The sequence below is a fragment of the Arthrobacter terricola genome, from assembly GCF_004354015.1.
Lineage (GTDB): Bacteria > Actinomycetota > Actinomycetes > Actinomycetales > Micrococcaceae > Arthrobacter > Arthrobacter terricola.
In genome coordinates this window covers 69,501-84,526 of record NZ_SMRU01000003.1, presented here as the reverse complement: position 1 = coordinate 84,526, position 15,026 = coordinate 69,501, and the positions used below count along the sequence as shown (strand labels likewise).

The following is a 15,026-nucleotide window of genomic DNA, read 5'->3' as shown; positions in this document are numbered from 1 at the left end:
GGGACCGCAGGTCATGCGGGTTTGATGTTCTGGTTCACGTGGAAGAGGTTTCCGGGATCGTATTTTCCCTTGATGGCTTGCAGGCGGTCGTAATTGGCACCGTAGTTATCCTGGATCCTGCTTTGGTCCTCGGCGTCCATGAAGTTGATGTAACCACTGGCCGCGGAGTGCGGCCGGAGCGCCTCGGCGTAGCTGCGGGCCCAGGAAATATTGGATTCGTTGTCCGCCGGGTCCGGCCATTGCGCAGCGATGACCGGGGCGAACTTCATGCCGCGGTTGGAAAACGCCGTCTCCGTAGGCCCCACCCGTGCGGCGGCGCCGTTGATTGGATAGACGTGGACCGAGGTGTTGACGCTGGTGACAGTGGACCCGAATTCCTTGTGCGCCCCGATGATGCCGTCATTGAGTTCGCTGATGAAATTGGCTTTCCAATACCCTTGCAGGCCCTTGGGGTTGAGTCCGTCGAAAGCTGTGTTGAGTGCAGGGTACGGCATTGGAGCAATGAGGGATCCCGCCACGGGCGCGACGTCGAGGAAAGGCTGCCAGCGCGCGGCGCCTTCGGCCATGTCCCCCGTCCACATCCCGACGACGACACTCACCGGTTTGCCGTGCCACTCTTCCGGGAGGAACGGGACAGGCGGCCCTTGGTGGAAGCCAAGGAATGCCCCGAACTCCTCCGGCGCATTGTCGATGTACTCCCGGTAGAACTTGGCGACGGTTTCCGTGTGTTCGGCCGGGTAGATGACGATGCCAACGTGGACCATGTCCACCGGGTGCAATTTGTACTCGAGCGAAGTCACGACGCCGAAATTGCCGCCGCCGCCCCGCAAGGCCCAGAAAAGGTCCTCGTTGCGGGATTCGCTGGCAACGAGGAACTTACCGTCCGCCGTAATCACATCGGCGGAGATCAGGTTGTCACAAGAGAGGCCGTGCTTCCGGGCCAAGTACCCGATGCCGCCGCCCAAGGTCAGTCCTGCGATACCCGTGGACCCGACAATCCCGCCGGGGGTTGCCAGCCCAAATGCGTGCGTCGCGTGGTTGAAGTCGGCCCAGGTGGTCCCTGCCTCCGCACGGGCCGTAGCCGCTTCGGGGTCCACACGGACACCGTTGCGGTTCGCGAAATCTATCACCAGTGCGTCGTCCCACGTCCCGAAACCGGGAGCACTATGTCCGCCGCCCCGGATGGCCAAATGCATCGAATTGTCCCTGGCGAAGTTAACGGATGCAATGACGTCTGCTACCTGCGCCACACGGACGATGCCGGCAGGGCGTTTGTCGACCATCCCGTTATAGACAGAACGGGCTGAATCGTAGTCAGGATCATCCGGGGTGACGAGTGGCCCACGGAGCTGTTCGCGCAGTCCGTCGAGCGCTGTTCCATTCATGGGTGCTACCGCCGATTCTCGTGTGTGAGACCGGATCCGTGCTTCCTGCCGCCTACCCACCAGACATGCGGCCGGGGCTTACCCGGTTAGGCCTACACCCACATTGCAACGCCGTCAAGATGTTCCGGGTTAACGCGCAACGGTGGCCGTTTCCAAGGGGAAACGGCCACCGTTCGCGCGAGCGAAGGGGTAGGTTCAGTCGCTGACTACCACGGTATCCGCTCCGCGGAGCTTCGCTTTGCCTTGGTCCAGTAGGGGGTCCACGACGGCGCGCAGGGCCGTCATCGAATCGTCCACTTCCAACAGCACAGGGTGTTGGTACGCGATCAGCGCGAGCAAATCCCGCACCGCTTCGCGTGCCGGGCCTTCCTCCAAGCGCGGCTCGTGGCCCAGGAAGACCTCAGACGGATCATCCGAGTTGCCTTGCGCGTAGCTGATGGCGAAGGCCTGCAGCTTACCCTTGCGGCTCGCCGGTACCTCTGCACCGAACGCACTGGCTTTCGGCGCGCGCAGCACGAGCGCACCATGGGCGCCGGCGAGCTCGTCCAGGAACAAGCGCTGCACTTTGGGAACGCCCAGTTCGCCCGGGCTGTCCCAATGGTGCACCGCCGTGTAATAGCGCCCGACGACGTCGCTCAACTCGACGGATCCGGTTGCAAGATCCTCCACTTGCTCGGACGCCGCTTCCTCGGAACCGTCTCCGAACACCGGGAGCTTTAAGGGTTCGGGATCCACGACGACGAGCTGCGAACGCTGGATGGGGGCCAGCCCCGCCCATTCGGCAAACGCCGCCCCGGAGGTTCCCGGCTCCACTTTGCTCCGCAGTTTGCTGACTCCCGACGGCGACTCTGCGGCTTCGTGCCGCAGCATGGTCAGGAGCGTGGCCCCGATGCCGCTGCGGCGATGGTCCTTGGCGACCTCGATGTAGGCCCACAACCGTTCCGGGTGCAGCGACGCTTCGTGGACCACACCTGCGGCCACCGGAATGCCGACGCCGTCAACGACGTCCTCGGCCACGATGCAACGGCGCCACTGCCGGCCTTGGCCGCCGTCGCTCGATGGCGCGAAGGCCGCCCGGAATTGCTGGGCAGGCAACGTCTCCGGGTCACCCCAGATTTCCAGGAGGGCGAGGTCGTCGCCCTCCCGCCATTCGCGGTACTCGAGGGCCATTCCTAGGCGCCGATCAGGCGCGCGGCAAGGTAGGCCTCAACCTTGTCGAGGGAGACGCGTTCCTGGCTCATGGTGTCGCGCTCACGGATGGTGACGGCTTGGTCGTCGAGGGTGTCGAAGTCAACGGTAATGCAGAACGGCGTGCCGATCTCGTCCTGGCGACGGTAGCGGCGGCCGATGGCACCGGCGTCGTCGAAATCGATGTTCCAGTTCTTCCGCAGCTGTGCGCCGAGGTCCTTGGCCTTCGGGGACAGGGACTCGTTGCGGCTCAGCGGCAGTACGGCCGCTTTGACCGGAGCAAGGCGCGGGTCCAGCTTCAGGACGGTACGGACGTCGACGCCGCCCTTGGTGTTGGGTGCCTCGTCTTCGGTGTAGGCGTCGATCAGGAAGGCCATGAAGGAGCGGGTCAGGCCGGCGGCGGGCTCGATCACGTACGGGGTGTACCGCTCATCTGTGGCTTGGTTGAAGTAGCTCAAGTCCTGGCCTGACGCCTTCGAGTGGGTCGAGAGGTCATAGTCGGTCCGGTTGGCGATGCCTTCGAGCTCGCCCCACTCGGAGCCCTGGAAGCCGAAGCGGTACTCGATGTCGGTGGTGCCCTTGGAATAGTGGCTCAACTTGTCCAGCGGGTGCTCGAAGAAGCGCAGGTTCTCGGCCTTGATGCCCAGGCCGGTGTACCAGGACATGCGTTCGTTCATCCAGTACTGGTGCCACTCTTCATCCGTGCCGGGCTCGACGAAGAATTCCATTTCCATCTGTTCGAACTCGCGGGTGCGGAAAATGAAGTTGCCCGGCGTGATCTCGTTGCGGAAGGACTTGCCGATCTGGCCGATGCCGAACGGCGGCTTCTTGCGCGATGTGGTGAGGACGTTGTTGAAGTTCACGAAGATGCCCTGCGCGGTTTCCGGGCGCAGGTAGTGCAGGCCTTCTTCGCTGGTCACCGGCCCGAGGTAGGTCTTGAGCAGGCCGGAGAATTCCTGCGGTTCCGTCCATTCGCCACGGGTACCGCAGTTGGCGCAGGCAATGTCCTTGAGGCCGTTCTCGGCTGGGCGGCCCTTCTTTTCCTCGTATTCTTCCTCGAGGTGGTCTGCGCGGTAACGCTTGTGGCAAGAGAGGCATTCAACCAGCGGGTCCGAGAAGACCTCGACGTGTCCGGAGGCTTCCCATACCTGGCGGGGCAGGATCACGGAGGAGTCCAGGCCCACGACGTCTTCGCGGCCACGAACCATGCTCTGCCACCACTGCCGCTTGATGTTCTCCTTCAGCTCGGCACCGAGGGGCCCATAGTCCCAAGCGGAACGCGAGCCACCATAGATTTCACCGGCCTGGAACACGAAGCCGCGCCGCTTGGCGAGGGAAATGATCTGGTCGAGGACGGATTTTGCTGCCATGGGTACTCCAATGTTCTACAGGGCCGCTGGGTGCGGTCCGCGGTTTTGCTCTAGGGGAACAGTCATCAAGGGGAATGCTTTGCAGGAAGCTGCGTGTCCTAGCCTACCGGCCTTTGGAAAGTACCAAAGGCTGTCCGTCAGGCATGATTGCTTGTATGAGCAACCCGGAAATCGAAGAGATCCCCATCCGTGACGACATGATCCGCCTCGGCCAGCTGTTGAAGCTCGCCAACCTGGTGGAGGACGGCGTGGAGGCCACCGAGCTCATCAAGAACGGCTTGGTCAAAGTCAACGGAGACATCGACGAACGCCGCGGCCGCCAGCTCCACGCGGGCGACACCGTGACCGTCAACGGACAAACCGTCCGCATCACCAAGGATTCCTAGGAGTTGGTGGTGAGAACCTTGTGTTCGAGGAACTCCCGGACGTGACCGATTTCCTGTTGGTTGATGCCGTGCCACATGCCCGAATAGAGGACCTTGGTGAGGTCGGTGTGCTTGCGCACCCAGCCCATGGTGAATTCGATCTTGTCCGGCGTGATGACGGGGTCCTGCTGGTCCCGTCCCCAAAAGAGCGGAACAGTACCGTCCAGTTCGGCGTCGCGGAACGCGGTGTCCGTTCCGGCGTCGACGGCAAAACCTGAAAGCCCGACGACGGCAGCAAAGTCGGCGGGGCGCCGCCGCAACACGGATGTGGCCATCGCCATGCCCATCGAGAAACCGAGGAGCGTCACCGAACTGAAGCCGGACTTGACCGAGTCCAGCCACGAAAGGACATACTCCACGGCGTCCTTCACGGCGTCGAGCGAGTAGTCGATGGACGCCGTGAGCGGGAACCACATGAAGCCCGGTCCCGTGGCGAGCGGCGCCCGCAGGGAGGCAACGACGAACTCCGAAGGCAGCAGGTCTGCCAGGCTGAAGAGGTCTTGCTCGTTGGATCCGTAGCCGTGCAGCAGCACAAGCAAGGGCCTTCCCGCCCGCTCGTTTTCCTCGTGGGACCAGAGGACTACGGGATCCGAAAAGGACGGGGCGTGAAAGGCGGCAGCTTGACTCATGGGTCTATTCTTACAGTTACCGACGAGTAACTAGTTACGCCATGTAGCTTCGCAGCAAAGGCAGGATAGAACGTGAGTGACACTGATTCCACGGCGGACAACGATTCCGGGGAAAGACTTCATCCGTGGACCCGGTACGTGGCTTTAGGTGATTCCTTTACAGAGGGCATCGGCGATCCCGAGCCCGACAGCCCCGGCGGACACCGCGGCTGGGCCGATCGCGTGGCCGAGGAACTGAGCCGCGGGCACCAAGACTTCGCCTACGCCAACCTCGCCATCCGGGGGCGTTTGCTGCAGCAGATCCTCGATGAACAGCTTGTTCCGTGCATGGAGCTCCGGCCCGACCTCGTGAGCATTTCCGCCGGCGGCAACGACCTCATCCGGCCTGGAGGCGACCCCGATGCCCTGGCCGAAAAACTCGACGCCGCCGTCCAGACTCTCAGTTCCGACGGCGCCACAGTCGTCCTGTTCAATGGACCGGACACCGCATCTTCGGTACTGAGCCGCATCCGCGGAAAAGTGGCCATCTACAACGAGAACCTGCGGACGGTGGCCGCCCGGCACGACGCCGTGGTGGCGGACATGTGGTCCTTGCGCCAACTCGCCGATTCGCAGATGTGGGACGCGGACCGGCTGCACTTCTCGCCGCTTGGCCACCATACGATTGCCGCGATGGTGCTCGATGCCCTCAACGTGCCGCACCGCCTCGAGCCGCTCCTGCCCAAGCCGCTCCCGCCCCGCAGTTGGCGTGAGGCACGGTCGGGAGACCTGGTGTGGGCGCGCGAGTACTTCGTACCCTGGGTCATCCGCCGGATCCGCCACCAATCGTCCGGCGATGGAATCCTGCCAAAGCGCCCGACGCCGGGACCCGTCTTCGGTTCCGCCGGTTCACCCGTGCCCAGGGGCTAGCGGGTGCGGGTCTAAGCTGGAGGAAGACAGGGAGGCCGCCACCGTGAACAGTATGTTCTTCTGGATCATCGTCTGCTTTTGGCTGATTCCGATGGGAATCCGCATGTACAACCGCTCGCGCATGCGCAGGACCCGGAATGACGAGTTCGAGAACAACGGCTACCGGAATTTCCCCGGCGGGCTGCCCGGGAACTACAACCAAGGACCGTATGGGCAGAACCCCTATCCCCCGGGTCCCGCTCCCATGAACCCGCCTCCTCCAGGCCGCTACGATCCCAGGCCTTACGATCCGAGCATGTATCCACCGGAACCCCCCGCACCGCAGGCCGCTCCGCCGTCGTCATCGATCCCGGCAGCGAAAAGCCCCCTCCCGCATGATGCAGCCCCCCAGGGCTACCGTGCGCGCAAACTGGCCGAACTCGACCAGCAGTTCAGCGACGGGAAGATTGCCATGGAAGAGTACATGAAGCTCCGCCAGGAGATCATGAACGGCTGAAGCCGCCCAAGAGGCGCAGCCTCAGCCGAAGAAGCAGCCTCAGCCGAAGAAGGCGTCCCGCAATTGGGGTCCGAGCTGGCCGATTTCGGTGAGGAATCCGTCGTGCCCGATGGGCGCCTCGATCACGTGGACAGGCACATCGCCCGGCAGGGCGTTCGCGAGTTCGCGTGACTGTTCCGGGAAGTAGAGCCGGTCCGAGTTCACTGCCGCAATGAAGAATTCTGCCGTGGCCACGGACAACGCTTCTTCCAAAGCACCGCGGCCGCGCGTGACGTCGTGGCTCATGAGGGCTTCGGTGATGGCGATGTAGCTGTTGGCGTCGAAACGCTTGACCAGCTTGCTGCCTTGGTGGTCGAGGTAGCTTTCCACTTGGTAGCGGCCGCGGCGGTCCAGGCGTGCCGCGTCGAGAGGAGTCTCGGCGCCCTGGGGGTTGCGCCCGAAGCGGAAGTCGAACTCATGGGCCGAACGGTAGGTGATGTGGGCGATGCGCCGGGCAAGGGCTAGGCCTGCTTCGGGAGCGGCCTGGCCGTAGTAATCACCGCCGTTGAAGTCAGGATCCTGCCGGATGGCGAGCGTCTGGGCTTGGGCGAAGGCGATCTGCTCGGCCGTGCTGTAGGCACCCACCGAAATGACCGCACACCGCTTGACGCGGTCCGGGAAGGTGACAGCCCATTCCAGCGCACGGGCGCCTCCCATGGACCCGCCGACCACCGTGTGCCAACTCCGGATCCCCAGTGCGTCCGCGAGCCGGGCTTCGGCTACGGTGCTGTCCCGCAGCGTCACCAGCGGGAAGCGGGAACCCCAGGGTTTCCCGTCGGGAGCGGACGACGACGGCCCTGTGCTTCCGTAGCACCCTCCCACGATGTTGACGGAGACCACGAAATAGCGGTCGGTGTCGATCGTGGCGCCGGGTCCGACGAGGTGCTCCCACCAGCCTTCCTCGTCGCTGTCGCCGCGGGCCACATGTGTGCTTCCCGTCAGGGCGTGTTCCACGAGGACGGCATTGGAAGCGTCCGCATTGAGCCGTCCCCACGTTTCGTACGCGAGGACGACGTCGGGAAGGAAACCGCCGGCTTCGAGCTCGAAGGCGCCGACGGATTGGTATTTGAGGGCTCCGTCTGAGGAACCGGAAAGGGGTACGGCTGTTGCAGCAATTGTCATTCGTTGACACCTCACATCGCGCTTGCCCGCCGCCAATCAAGCGAAGGGCCAGGTCTTCACCCGGGGCACCCCACCGCGAGAGGAGGGTTGCCGGCCAGCAAGCCGGGGCTGTTGCTGGCACTCATGACCTTGTGTGAAGAGTCTAGGAAAAACGGCACCCTCCTGACGAAGATTATGACGACTTTGTGACAATTGGTGGTCTTTTATTCGCCAAGCACGGACAGGTGCGTCCTGAAAAAGAAGGGACGCGTGGTGCGCATGTGGCTCGATAGAATGGTGGGAAGTAGTCTCCGCCGTCGATTGCCTCCACCAGCACTGCGCGCCACAGGAAGATTGAAGATCGTGAAAAAGCCGCTCGGCCTCGTTCCGATAGCCCTGTTCCTCCTCACCTCGGGTTTCACTTTCGGAGTCCCGCTCCCCGCCCAGGCGGACAGTGGTCCCGCGGCGGGCGAGGACCGTTACCTGGTCCACTACCTTCCAGGGACGGACGTCGCCGGCAAGGCCCAGGAACTGCGCTCGGAGGGAGTCGCGGTGGACAAGACCTTCACGCACGCCGTGAAGGGCGCAGTGGTCACCGCGTCGCCTGCCAAGGCCGCGCAACTGGCGAAGTCCAGCCGCGTGGCATCGGTGGAACTGGACACGCCCGTCCGGATTTCGGATACCGAGTCGCCGGCTCCGTGGAACCTGGATCGCATCGACCAGCGGGCCCTGCCGTTGTCCGGGGGCTACACGCCACCTTCAAGCGGCGCCGGGGTGTCCATCTACGTCGTTGATAACGGGGTGCTGGGTACACATCAGGACTTCGGTGGCCGGGTCACGGCCGGGTGGAGCGCATTCTCGGGACAAGCGGCCAACGCTCCGTGCACCGACCCGACCATCTCGGAAGCCGGGCACGGGACCCACGTTGCCGGCATCGCGGCCGGAAGCGTTTACGGCGTGGCGAAGTCCGCCACCATCGTTCCGGTGCGGGTCCTTGGCTGTGATGGCACGGGCTACTCTTCCGACGTCATTGCCGGTTTGGACTGGATAGTCCAGCAGCACCAGGCCGGCCAGCCTGCCATCGCGAACCTCAGCCTCTCCGGACCGGCAAACCAAAGCCTGGACGATGCCGTCCAAGGCGCGATCAACAGCGGCATCACCGTCACCCTGGCGGCAGGAAATTCCAGTACGGACGCGTGCACTTTGTCCCCTAGCCGGGTTCCCGCCGCCATCACCGTCGCCGCGAGCGACAGCTTCGATGGCCAGGCATCCTTCTCAAACTATGGATCCTGCGTTGACTTGTACGCCCCTGGTGTCCAGATCACATCGGACTGGCAAACCTCGAATACAGCCACGGCTGTCCTCAACGGCACCTCCATGGCTTCGCCCCACGCCGCGGGCGCTGCAGCGATGATCCTCTATGCCCACCCGTCATGGAGTCCCGCACAGGTGGCAGCGTCAATGACTGCCTCGGCAACTCCCGGCGTCATTCAATACGCGGGCACCGGGACTCCGAACCGCCTCCTCTACGTCGGTCCCGATGACAGCAACGGGGCGGTTGTATCGCAGGGTGGCTTCGTCGCCACGGCTCCATTCCGGCAACTGGACACCCGAAACGGCACAGGCGGAGTCAGCGGAGCCCTCAGCCCGGGCCAGACCATCAGCGTCAAAGTAACCGGTCAGGGCGGAATCCCCGCGTCAGGTGTTTCCGCCGTCGCCATGAATATCACTGTGGCGAATCCAACGTCGAATGGCTTCATCACCGCTTTCGCCGGCGGCACGGTGCGGCCCGGCACATCCAACCTGAACTTCGCCCAAGGTCAGATCGTCCCGAACTTCGCCATCACGCCGGTCGCTCCGGACGGAACCATCTCCTTCACCAACACGTCCAACGGCACAGTGCAGCTCATCGCCGACACCACGGGCTACTACCTTGCCACCGGTGTGGCCACTGTACCCGGCACGTTCTCCGCGCAGGCTCCGTTCCGGCAGCTCGACACCAGGGACGGCACCGGTGGGGTCAGGGGGCCGGTGGCACCAGGCCAGACCATCAGGGTCCGGGTCACAGGCAGCGGCGGCATCCCGTCTTCCGGTGTTTCCGCCGTCGCAATGAACATCACGGTGGCTAATCCGACGTCGAACGGCTTCATCACCGCCTACGCCGGCGGGACCCCGCGGCCCGGCACTTCCAACCTGAACTTCGCCCAAGGGCAGATCGTGCCGAACTTCGCCATCACGCCGGTCGCGCCGGACGGAACGGTCGCGTTCACCAATACATCCGGCGGAACAGTCCAGCTCATCGCAGACACATCAGGCTACTTCCTCGCGGGAACGCCGACGGCGGCCGGCGCGTTTTCCGCCCAGGCACCTTTCCGGCAACTTGACTCCCGCGACGGGACCGGCGGCGTCCTCGGACCGGTCGCCCCAGGGCAGACCATCAGGGTCAAGGTCACCGGCCGGGGCGGTATCCAAGCGTCCGGCGTGTCCGCCGTCGCGATGAACATCACCGTAGCCAACCCGACGTCCTTCGGCTACATCACGGCGTATGCCGGCGGCAGCTCGCAGCCGAGCACTTCGAACGTGAACTATGCCGCGGGACAAATCATCCCGAACTTCGCCATCACTCCCGTCGGCCCGGACGGCACGATTGCCTTCACCAACAGTTCCTCGGGCACAGTGCAGCTCATCGCCGATACGTCCGGGTACTACAGCGGAGGTTAACGGGGTCGTGGGCGCCCGCCGAAGCGGACGCCCACGACTGGACGACTTACTGAGCTCGGGGCTGTGCCCTAAGCTCCCTTGGCTGCCCTGAATCCGGCTTCGAGGTCGGCGAGGATGTCGTCGATGTGCTCGATGCCCACGGACAACCGGACGAGACCGGGGTTCACGCCGGCCACGGCCTGCTGTTCCGGCGTGAGTTGGCTGTGGGTGGTGGACGCAGGGTGGATGACCAGGGAGCGGACGTCGCCGATGTTTGCCACGTGCGAATGCAGCTCCAGGGCATCGACGAACCGTTTGCCGGCCTCGATCCCGCCTCGGATGGTGAACGAAACAACTGCGCCAGTGCCCTTGGGACCGTACTTGCGGCCGCGCTCGAACCACGGGCTGGACGGGATGCCCGCGTACGCGACCGATTCGACGTCGTCGTGCGCTTCAAGCCACTCCGCCACCTTGGTGGCGTTCTCCACGTGGCGTTCCACCCGCAGGCTCAGCGTCTCGATGCCCTGGGCGATGAGGAACGCGTTGAACGGCGATACCGCGGAACCAAGGTCCCGCAGGAGCTGGACGCGAGCTTTGAGGATGTAGGAGAGGTTGGCCCCTAGGGCACCGTCCTTGCCGAGGTCCCGCGCGTAGACGAGGCCGTTGTAGCTCGGGTCCGGAGTGTTGAAGTTGGGGAAGCGCTCCGGGTCCTTGGCGAAGTCGAAGTTCCCGGAGTCAACGATGACGCCGGCAATCGCGGAACCGTGGCCGCCAAGGTACTTCGTGGCCGAATGGACCACGATGTCCGCGCCCCACTCGAGTGGACGGATCAGGTACGGCGTCGCCAAGGTGTTGTCCACCACCAGGGGAACACCGGCCTCGTGCGCCGTCCGGGAAACACCCTCGATGTCCAGGACGTCCTGCCGCGGGTTGGAGACCACTTCGGCGAAGAACAGCTTGGTGTTGGGCCGGACGGCGTCGCGCCACTGCTCGAGGTTGTCCGGGTCTTCCACGAACGTGACGTCGATTCCGAACTTCTTCAGGGTGTGGGCCAGCAGGTTGTAGGTACCGCCGTAGAGGCTCGGACTTGCCACCACGTGGTCACCGGCTTCGGCGATGTTGAGGATGGCGAACGTCTCCGCTGCTTGGCCGGAGCTCAACAGGAGCGCGGCCAAGCCGCCCTCGAGGCTCGCGATGCGCTGTTCGACAGCGTCCTGCGTGGGATTGCCGATGCGGGTGTAAATGGGCGCGAGCTCGGCCAGCGCGAAGCGGTTTGCCGCACTCTCGGCGCTGGGGAAAACGAACGAGGTGGACTGGTAGATGGGAAGCGCCCGGGCGCCGGTGGCGGCGTCCGGCTCTTGGCCGACGTGGATCTGTCGCGTTTCGAATGACCATCCTTGGGACATTGCGGACTCCTTGTTCCTCGGGTTGTTGGGTGGAGCAATGGGCCGCGGTTCAGCCGTCCGGCGCGCGGTTCCCGCCAGTCTAGGGATGGCAACGCGCTGGGCGGAACCTTTGTGACGAACGCAGTAGCATTCGGTCTTCATGCGTCCCTGAGCTGCATCTTTAGTACATCCCATCTTGGTTAGGCTTGACTTAGCTGAGAGCTCAATCACAAAGTGCCAAGATGAAGCCATGCGCATGGATCACGTCTCTTACGCTTGTGAACGAGATGGCCTCTTGGCCACCACCGAGCGGATTTCCGCAGCATTGGGAGTGGACGCAGTCCGGGGCGGAGTGCACCCGCGCTTCGGTACCCGCAACATGATCATTCCCCTTGCTGACCACAAATACCTGGAGGTTGTCGAGGTCTTGGACCACCCGGCATCCGACAAGGCACCTTTTGGGCAAGCCGTCCGTGCACGCTCCGCTGCAGGAGGTGGCTGGATGGGCTGGTGCGTCGCCGTTGACGACCTGAGCCCCTTCGAACAGCGACTCGGACGTTCCGCAGTCCCCGGCAACCGCAAGTTCCCGGACGGCCGCGAACTCGTCTGGCAGCAGATCGGCATCCTCGGCCTCATCGCGGATCCGCAGGTCCCGTACCTGCTCCGCTGGGAGGGCGACCCGGCTCTTCATCCGTCCCTCGTTTACGCGAGTGACGTCAAGATGTCCAGCCTCACCATCGCCGGTTCCGCCGAGCGCGTCACCGAATGGCTCGGCGAGCCCGTGGAGAAGCCCCTTGAGGACGTTGCAGTCCAATGGATGGCTCCCCATGGAACGCCGGGAATCATGTCGGTAACGTTTGAAACCGCCAACGGGGCCGTCACTATCTGACGCGCCACCACTGACTGGCCATGGGCAAGGAGGCCCGCCAGCTTCGGCCGCCATTCACGGGTGCCAACGATGTCACCCGTAAATGGCGGCCGAATTTTTTAACCCGCAGCGTCGCTCGGCGGCTAGGCGTAGAGCGAGGCGCGGCCGCCTATCCCAGCCCGATCGCCTTCCCGAACACGCTGAAGCCGACGAATGCCACGATGTCCAGGAGGGAATGGGCCACGACGAGCGGCATGACCCTCTTCGTCCGGGTATAGATCCAGCCGAAGACCAAGCCCATCACCATGTTGCCGATGAAGGGCCCGAAGCCTTGGTAGAGGTGGTAGCTCCCGCGCAGGAGCGAGCTAAGCACGATGGCCAGCGGCGTGCTCCAGCCGAACTTCGCGAAGCGGTCCAGGAGGTAGCCCACCACGATGACTTCTTCGACGATCGCGTGCCGCACAGCGGAGAGGATCAGGACGGGCACCGTCCACCAATAGGTATCCAGGCCGCTGGGGATGATAGCTGTGGTGATACCCAATGCCCGGCCCACAGCGTAGAGGGCGAGCGACGGGATGCCGATCAAGGCAGCGAGCCCCAGCCCCTGCAGCGCGTCGCGGCCAGGCCGTGCGAAGTTGAAGCCCAAGCGGGCGAACCCGGAAGGGCTCTCCCCCGAACGTCGGTCGACCGCCAGGAAGTAGAACACCAGCACCACGGGAACCAGGGCGAAGGCAATGTCCAGCAATTGGTAGGTGAGGTCGAAATACTCGCGCGGGCTCTGGGATTGGTTGAGGGTGGATGTTCCCTGTGCCAGGGGCGCCCGGGTCATCTTGTCCAACAACTGCACCACGGAATACACGGCTGATTGGCCCAGGGACAGGCCGAGGACAATCAGCACTTCGGCGCGCAGCCGGCGCGTTGAGGCAAGGAGCATGCTCCTATCTTGCCCGCATTTGCCTGATATTTTCCCGTGAGGCGCCTGAACCCGGATGGCCGGTACCCCAATGCACCGGCGCCCCGCTCCGGCGTCGGACCCTATGCTTGGTGGGATGAGCGCGCCCGCAAGAATTTTCATGATCCGGCACGGCCAGTCAGCCGCCAATGCCGATACGTCCATTTACAACCGCGTGCCCGACTACCGGATCCCGCTCACAGAGCGCGGGATCGAGGAAGCCCGGGTTGCCGGCGCCGAACTGCGCAGGAAGCTCGACGGCGAGCCGGTCTGCGTCTATGTCTCACCGTACCTTCGGGCGTACCAGACGCTTGAGGCACTTGACCTGGGCAACCTGACGGAAAGGGTCATTGAGGAACCCCGGCTGCGCGAACAAGACTGGGCCAACTTCCAGATCGCCGGCGACATCGGCGACCAGAAGGAACTGCGCAACCTCTACGGGCATTTCTTCTACCGCTTCCGCGAAGGCGAATCAGGCTCGGATGTGTACGACCGCATTTCGTCCTTCATGGAAACGCTGTACCGGCATTGGGAAAAACCGGACTATGCCCCGAACACCCTGCTGGTGACCCATGGCCTCACGATGCGGCTGTTCTGCATGCGGTGGTTCCATTGGTCGGTGGAGTACTTCGAATCGCTCAACAACCCAGGCAATGCCGAGCTGCGGACACTCGTTCTCAATGAGCAGGGCAAATATGACCTCGATATGCCGTTCAGCCAGTGGGTCCAGCGGGGCATGGACGCCACCGTGCTGAACGCGCCGCCCATGAGGTTCTGAACGGCCGGCTACGAAGCCTTCGCGACGATGACTTCGGTGCCGCCGGCCTCGAACGCCGCCTTGTCCTCATCCGAAATACCGGAGTCGGTGATGAGCCGGCGGAACTCGTATCCTGCCATGGCCGCGAAGGCACGCTTGCCGATCTTGTTGGAATCGGCGAGGACGTAGGACTCCGTGGCGCGGCGGGCCATCACGGTGTTCACCATGGCTTCGCCCTCGTCCGTGATGGTCGGGCCGATCTTGGGATCGACCCCGTTGACCCCGATAAAGGCGATGTCCAGGGCGACTTTCTGCATGATGACATCCGTGTACGGTCCCACCAGCTCATAGGAGCGGGGGTTCAGGATGCCCCCGGTGACCATGATCTTGATGTTGGGGCGCACCGCAAGTTGAGCCGCGATGTTGATGGCGTTGGTGACTACCGTCAGCATCGGCCGGTTGGAGGGCGCGTTCAAGTCTTCGCGGGTGGAGAGGACTTGGGCGAGGGCCGTGTTGGTGGTGCCCCCGCTGAGTCCGATCACGGCACCCGGCACAATCAGCTCCGATGCCGCAAGGGCGATCTGCTGCTTGGCTTCGGCGTTGTCATCCCGGTTGTACCGCCCCGGAAGGTCGTACGCCACCGAGCCCGTGGTCGCTCCCCCGCGGGTCCTGCTCAAGAGCCGCTGCTTGGCCAGGCTGTCGAGGTCTCGGCGCGCGGTGGCAGGCGAGACGCCCAAGCGGGTCACGATATCTTCGACTTCAACGTGCCCTGACTCTGCGAGGAGGTCAAGGATGGCTGTCAGCCGATCGTTGCGGGTCATC

The 15,026-nt window shown here is 63.9% G+C and carries 14 protein-coding genes and 1 riboswitch; of the genes, 6 read left to right on the top strand and 8 right to left on the bottom strand.

The annotated features are described in order from the left end of the window. Positions 1 to 11: 11 nt before the first annotated feature. The 3 genes from E1809_RS03340 to E1809_RS03330 form a co-directional block, all read right to left on the bottom strand. Positions 12 to 1,385 carry an FAD-binding oxidoreductase gene (locus E1809_RS03340; RefSeq protein ID WP_133202815.1) on the bottom strand — a complete coding sequence of 458 codons (1,374 nt, stop codon included), beginning with the start codon at positions 1,383 to 1,385 and terminating at the stop codon, positions 12 to 14. Between the two features lie 195 nt (positions 1,386 to 1,580). After that, positions 1,581 to 2,555 carry a GNAT family N-acetyltransferase gene (locus E1809_RS03335; RefSeq protein ID WP_133202814.1) on the bottom strand — a complete coding sequence of 325 codons (975 nt, stop codon included), beginning with the start codon at positions 2,553 to 2,555 and terminating at the stop codon, positions 1,581 to 1,583. Positions 2,556 to 2,557: 2 nt separating this feature from the next. Further along, a complete protein-coding gene (locus E1809_RS03330; protein ID WP_133202813.1) occupies positions 2,558 to 3,943 on the bottom strand; it encodes a glycine--tRNA ligase in 1,386 nt (461 codons plus the stop codon). A gap of 155 nt (positions 3,944 to 4,098) precedes the next feature. On the opposite strand from E1809_RS03330, the gene E1809_RS03325 reads away from it, so the two are divergent. Beyond that, the gene (locus E1809_RS03325; protein ID WP_133202812.1) at positions 4,099 to 4,329 is read left to right on the top strand and encodes an RNA-binding S4 domain-containing protein; all 231 of its coding nucleotides are present in this window, start codon (positions 4,099 to 4,101) and stop codon (positions 4,327 to 4,329) included. On the opposite strand, the gene E1809_RS03320 is transcribed toward E1809_RS03325, so the two are convergent. After that, entirely contained in the window at positions 4,326 to 4,997 is a 672-nt protein-coding gene (locus E1809_RS03320) for an alpha/beta hydrolase (RefSeq protein ID WP_133202811.1), read from the bottom strand. The two genes, E1809_RS03325 and E1809_RS03320, sit on opposite strands and share 4 nt — an antisense overlap. Positions 4,998 to 5,069: 72 nt before the next feature. Here E1809_RS03320 and E1809_RS03315 point away from each other — a divergent pair, with 72 nt between their 5' ends. Further along, on the top strand, positions 5,070 to 5,906 hold the full coding sequence (locus E1809_RS03315; RefSeq protein ID WP_133202810.1) for an SGNH/GDSL hydrolase family protein: 837 nt from the start codon (positions 5,070 to 5,072) through the stop codon (positions 5,904 to 5,906). 52 nt (positions 5,907 to 5,958) lie between these two features. After that, entirely contained in the window at positions 5,959 to 6,402 is a 444-nt protein-coding gene (locus tag E1809_RS03310; protein WP_235835424.1) for a hypothetical protein, read from the top strand. A gap of 39 nt (positions 6,403 to 6,441) precedes the next feature. On the opposite strand, the gene metX is transcribed toward E1809_RS03310, so the two are convergent. After that, complete coding sequence (gene metX, locus E1809_RS03305; RefSeq protein WP_133202808.1) at positions 6,442 to 7,563, bottom strand: homoserine O-acetyltransferase MetX; 1,122 nt, start codon at positions 7,561 to 7,563, stop codon at positions 6,442 to 6,444. Positions 7,564 to 7,576: 13 nt separating this feature from the next. Then, positions 7,577 to 7,692, bottom strand: a riboswitch (SAM riboswitch). A gap of 213 nt (positions 7,693 to 7,905) precedes the next feature. On the opposite strand from metX, the gene E1809_RS03300 reads away from it, so the two are divergent. Further along, positions 7,906 to 10,263, top strand: coding sequence for a S8 family serine peptidase (locus tag E1809_RS03300; protein WP_235835410.1), 2,358 nt, complete (start codon positions 7,906 to 7,908; stop codon positions 10,261 to 10,263). Positions 10,264 to 10,331: 68 nt separating this feature from the next. Here the strand turns inward: E1809_RS03300 and E1809_RS03295 are convergent, their stop codons facing one another. Then, positions 10,332 to 11,687: a bifunctional o-acetylhomoserine/o-acetylserine sulfhydrylase gene (locus E1809_RS03295; protein ID WP_268908660.1), complete on the bottom strand. Its 1,356-nt coding sequence runs from the start codon at positions 11,685 to 11,687 to the stop codon at positions 10,332 to 10,334. Positions 11,688 to 11,877: 190 nt separating this feature from the next. Between E1809_RS03295 and E1809_RS03290 the strand changes: the two genes are divergently transcribed. Continuing rightward, positions 11,878 to 12,516, top strand: a complete 639-nt coding sequence (locus E1809_RS03290) for a VOC family protein (RefSeq protein ID WP_133202806.1) — start codon at positions 11,878 to 11,880, stop codon at positions 12,514 to 12,516. A 148-nt stretch (positions 12,517 to 12,664) separates the two neighbouring features. Here E1809_RS03290 and E1809_RS03285 read toward each other — a convergent pair whose 3' ends face one another. Continuing rightward, positions 12,665 to 13,429, bottom strand: a complete 765-nt coding sequence (locus tag E1809_RS03285; RefSeq protein WP_133202805.1) for a CPBP family intramembrane glutamic endopeptidase — start codon at positions 13,427 to 13,429, stop codon at positions 12,665 to 12,667. Between the two features lie 115 nt (positions 13,430 to 13,544). Between E1809_RS03285 and E1809_RS03280 the strand changes: the two genes are divergently transcribed. Next, positions 13,545 to 14,225, top strand: coding sequence for a histidine phosphatase family protein (locus E1809_RS03280; RefSeq protein WP_133202804.1), 681 nt, complete (start codon positions 13,545 to 13,547; stop codon positions 14,223 to 14,225). Positions 14,226 to 14,233: 8 nt separating this feature from the next. Here the strand turns inward: E1809_RS03280 and E1809_RS03275 are convergent, their stop codons facing one another. Further along, complete coding sequence (locus E1809_RS03275) at positions 14,234 to 15,025, bottom strand: DeoR/GlpR family DNA-binding transcription regulator (RefSeq protein ID WP_133202803.1); 792 nt, start codon at positions 15,023 to 15,025, stop codon at positions 14,234 to 14,236. Position 15,026: the final 1 nt, after the last annotated feature.